The 4393-nt window shown below is 43.7% G+C and carries 3 protein-coding genes; all 3 read left to right on the top strand.

From position 1 onward, the window contains the following. Nucleotides 1–41 precede the first annotated feature (41 nt). Complete coding sequence (locus A5295_RS04385) at nt 42–1454, top strand: dihydroorotase (protein WP_064621839.1); 1413 nt, start codon at nt 42–44, stop codon at nt 1452–1454. Nucleotides 1455–1488: 34 nt separating this feature from the next. Further along, nucleotides 1489–2532, top strand: coding sequence for an orotidine-5'-phosphate decarboxylase (gene pyrF / locus A5295_RS04380; protein WP_064621837.1), 1044 nt, complete (start codon nt 1489–1491; stop codon nt 2530–2532). A gap of 138 nt (nt 2533–2670) precedes the next feature. Further along, a complete protein-coding gene (locus A5295_RS04375) occupies nt 2671–4113 on the top strand; it encodes an aminopeptidase C (protein WP_033888419.1) in 1443 nt (480 codons plus the stop codon). The last annotated feature ends 280 nt before the right edge of the window (nt 4114–4393 follow it).

The following is a 4393-nucleotide window of genomic DNA, read 5'->3' as shown; positions in this document are numbered from 1 at the left end:
TTATTATATAACTGTAAAAATTACGCAAAACCAGGAGTGAAATGAACGAATCAGGCACCTTAACTTTGCGCAATATCTCTGTGTGGGATACTGGCGAACGTATTGATCTTATTGTTGATGGCGTTCGTCAGGATGCCCTTATAGAGCAGAATGCGCGCGTTACTGGCGACATTGACGCAAGCGATTGGGTTATTGCTCCTGGTTTTGCAGATCCGCATGTGCATTTTAGAGATCCAGGTCAAACAGCAAAAGAAACAATGATGACCGGCAGTGAGGCTGCTGCGGCTGGCGGTTATACGCAAGTTTTGATTATGCCAAATACTGTTCCAGCTCTTGACGGCGAGCCTTGGGAAGATGCTCCATTTGATGTAGATAATGTAGTTGACTATTTGCAGCGCTATGGCTGCATTTACGGCGTAAAATTGCCAGTTCGCTACGATTTGAGCGTGTGCGCATCATTGGGGCGTAAAGGCTTAAAACCAAGCAATATTGAGCTTTGGAAAAAGTATGTTGCTGGAATCGACGATGACGAAAAAACTTCTCCTATGAAAAAGCACCCGATTACTGCTATAAGCGACGACGGTGCTGCAGTGCCTGAACCGATTTTGCGAGATGTGTTAGCTATGGCAAAACAAACTGGTTTGCCATTCGTGGAGCATTGTGAGCATCATGATACGGGAGCTGTGAACGAGGGTCCGGTCGCAAAAATGCTTGGTGTTGGTGGAATTCCAGCTTCTACTGAGCTTGCAATTGTTCAGCGAGATATTGATGCTTCCCGCGAAACTGGCGTACATGTGCATTTCCAGCATGTGAGCACTGCTGCTGCGTTTGAAGCTATTCGTAAGGCAAAGAAAGAGGATTTGCCGATTACGTGCGAAACTGCGCCTCACTATCTAGCTTTGTGTGATGAGGATGTTTTGCGATATGGTGCTATGGCTAAGATGAATCCTCCTCTTCGTTCAAAAGCGGATCGTCAAGCAACGCTCGCTGCTATTGCGGATGGCACAATTGACATGATTGCAACAGATCACGCGCCTCACACTGCGGAAGAAAAGTCAGGAGATTTTGCAAGCACTCCTAACGGAATTATTGGGCTTGAGTGCGCGTATGGCGTGTGCCGCAAAGTTTTGGTTGATGCAGGATATACGGACGATAAGCATTTAATCGAATTAATGGCAGTAAATCCAATGCAATTGATGAGCAGAAGACCTACTGATATTGCGGCTTTGCTTAACGTTTCTTCGCGATGCGCAAACAAGCGAACGCTGCGTTTAAGTATTACTGAGCACCCTGAAAACGTTGATTTAGTGCTGATTAATATGCGCGAAAATTGGGCGGTTGACGCAAATTCGTTCCATTCAAAAGCTCGAAACACTCCTTTTGATGGATGGCAACTTACGGGCAGGCCTGTTGCGACGATTATTGGTTCAGAAATTGCTTTCTCGAGAATGTGATTGATTAAATATAAATTTGGAATGGTAGTAAATTATGGACGAACTTATTGAAGCGATTGCAACCAAGCAAAATCCTAGCGTAGTGGGCTTGGATCCTAAGCCTGGAATTGTTCCTGCCGAAATTATTAGCTCTCTTGCGGACGAAGTTTTGCAAGAAGTAGAAGGCGAGGATGCGCTGCCAACGCTTTTAGCTACAGCTTATTTTGAGTTTAATTGTGCGATTATTGACGCGGTTTCGGATATTGTGCCGGCAGTAAAGCCGCAAATCGCTATGTACGAGGCGCTTGGTCCTGCAGGTATCGATACTTACGCAATGACCTGCGAATACGCAAAATCGCAAGGATTAGTTGTAATAGGTGACGCAAAGCGCGGAGATATTGGCTCTACAGCTGGTCAGTATGCGGCTCATTTAAGCGGCTTCGCTAATCTTTCTGCATATTTTGAAGACGAAAATGCGACTGATAACGCACTGCCACAATCTCTTAAAAATCTTCTAAAAAGCTCTAAAAATCTTGACGTTTGGCATGAAGATTCGCTTACAGTAAACCCTTATATGGGTTCGGATGGAGTGAAGCCTTTTATCGATGAAGCATTAGCGCACGATAAAAGCATTTTTGTGCTGCTTCGCACTTCGAATCCTTCTAGCAAGGAGCTACAGGAGCTTATTTTGCAAGATGGCAAGCCAGTGTATGAGCATATGGCGGATTTGATTGAGAACTGGGGTGCTTCAAGCATTGGCAAGCACGGTTATTCAAGAGTTGGCGCAGTTGTAGGTGCCACGCATCCGCAGGAGGGCAAGCATTTGCGCGAGATTATGCCGCACACTTTCTTCCTTGTTCCAGGCTATGGCGCTCAAGGCGGTACAGCTCAAGATGTTGCAGGAATGTTTGATGCAAATTCTGAAGGCGCTATTGTAAATTCTTCGCGCGGTATTATTGGTGCTTGGAAAAAGTCTGAAGATTACGCTAAAAATCAAGGTCATATGTCTTTCGATGACATTCTTGATATTGTGCGTGATTCTGCAGCTGTTGCTGCGAAAAATATGCGTGACGACTTGCGAAATGCAGTGTATCGCTAGAATGTATAACTAAAATAATTAATAGTATTCAAGCAAATGCCGAAAATAGGCATAGACAAGAAACACACGCGAGACATTGAGCAGTATACAATATTTTTTATTCGTACTTTCAACTCTAAAAGGAGAATGAATAAGCTCATGGCTGAAAACGTCAAAGCCGTAACTCTGGAACATGTAAAAAATTATTCCAAACATTTTAACGAACAGCGCGCAAATCTTCTCGCCGCGAATGCAGCAGTAACAAATGGTGTGCTTAAAGCCGCAACAAGCTACCAAGGCAAGCGTGCTCTTCCTCGCGAATTCTCAATAGAATTAAAACAAGGCAGCATTACCAATCAGAAGCGCTCCGGACGCTGCTGGATGTTCGCCTCACTTAATACTTTGCGATACGAAGTAATGCATAAGTGGAATTTAGACGACTTTGAGTTTTCAGAAAGCTACCTATTCTTCTGGGACAAGATTGAAAAAGCAAACGCTTATTTGGAAAATGTGCTTTCAACACTTGATGAAGATGTTAATAGCCGACTTTTTGAGAGCATTAACTATGGTCCAATCGATGACGGCGGCTGGTGGCAAATGTTCGTCAACTTGGTAAACAAGTACGGACTTGTGCCAAAGAGTGCATATCCAGATTCACAGAACTCAGTCGACTCTGATGCATTCGTACAATACATCAATACCAAGTTGCGCGAGTTTGCATACGAATTGCGTGAAGCTCATAAGAACGGAACTTCTTTGGAAGAATTGCGCGAAATGAAAGTTCGCGATTTGGAAACCGTTTATCGCATGACAACTATTGCCCTGGGTGAACCACCTGCACAGTTTGACTTCTTCGCACGAACTAAAGATGACGATGACGATAAGAAGGACGGCGAAAAAGACGAAACCAAGAAAGATGGCGAGAAAACCGGCAAAGCTGACAAGCCAAAAACCGGCAAAGATGAGCGTCCAATGATTTGTGAATACGGAATTACTCCACTTGAGTTCGCAAAGAAGTACGTTCCAGTTGACGTAAACGACTTCGTAACAATATGCAACGCGCCTATGGAACGCACACCATTCAACAAGCTCTACCAATTTAAGTACAGCACCAACGTAGCTGAAACAAAGGAAATGGAATTTGTTAATGTGCCTCTCGATGTATTCAAAAAAGCAGCTGTAGACCAATTAAAAGATGGTCATCCAATCTGGTTTGCATGCGATTGCACGCAGTTCTCCTTGCGTGACAGTGGCTTCTTCGATCCTGCAGTTGTGCGCGTAGATGAATTGTTTGATGTGAAGTTTACATTCGATAAAGCTCACGGCTTGGAATATATGGATTGCCCAGGAAATCACGCAATGACATTCACTGGCGTGAATCTTAACAAAGATGGCGAGCCAGATCGCTGGAAGATTGAGAACAGCTGGGGCAAGGATGCTGGCGAAGACGGCTATTATGTTGGCTCAGCAGAGTGGTTCGATCGTTATGTGAACGAAATAATCATCAACAAAAAGTACCTTGACAAAGAAACTTTAGCTGTATTGGATCAAGAACCAGTAATGCTTGAACCGTGGGCGCCACTTTCGAAGCGTTGCCGTTAAATCGTTACCATTAAAATTAAGTTTGGTAACTATGTGAGCGCAGATTGCTTTTGCAGTTTGCGCTTTTATTTTTTGTTTTACTTTTTTTCACAAATTAAAAAGAAGCCCGGCGGGAAGAGAAACCCGCCGGGGCAGAGAGAAAGAGAGAAGAAGGTTTCAATTATGGGGTTCGAAAACGAACCTCGCTAATGGCGAACCATTAACATATGTTAGTATAGCTAAACATTCGTCCAAAGAAAAGAGTTTTTCCTTAAAATTTCCTTAAAATATTTTCTTTTAG

It is taken from the genome of Gardnerella sp. 26-12, from assembly GCF_001660745.1.
In the GTDB taxonomy this organism is placed as follows: domain Bacteria; phylum Actinomycetota; class Actinomycetes; order Actinomycetales; family Bifidobacteriaceae; genus Bifidobacterium; species Bifidobacterium swidsinskii.
This window is presented reverse-complemented; position numbering and strand designations above follow the sequence as displayed.

Bases quoted from the DNA above. Each gene is read 5' to 3' on its own strand.
- A5295_RS04375 (WP_033888419.1), top strand. From the start codon at position 2,671: ATGGCTGAAAACGTCAAAGCCGTAACTCTGGAACATGTAAAAAATTAT.
- pyrF (WP_064621837.1), top strand. From the start codon at position 1,489: ATGGACGAACTTATTGAAGCGATTGCAACCAAGCAAAATCCTAGCGTA.
- A5295_RS04385 (WP_064621839.1), top strand. From the start codon at position 42: ATGAACGAATCAGGCACCTTAACTTTGCGCAATATCTCTGTGTGGGAT.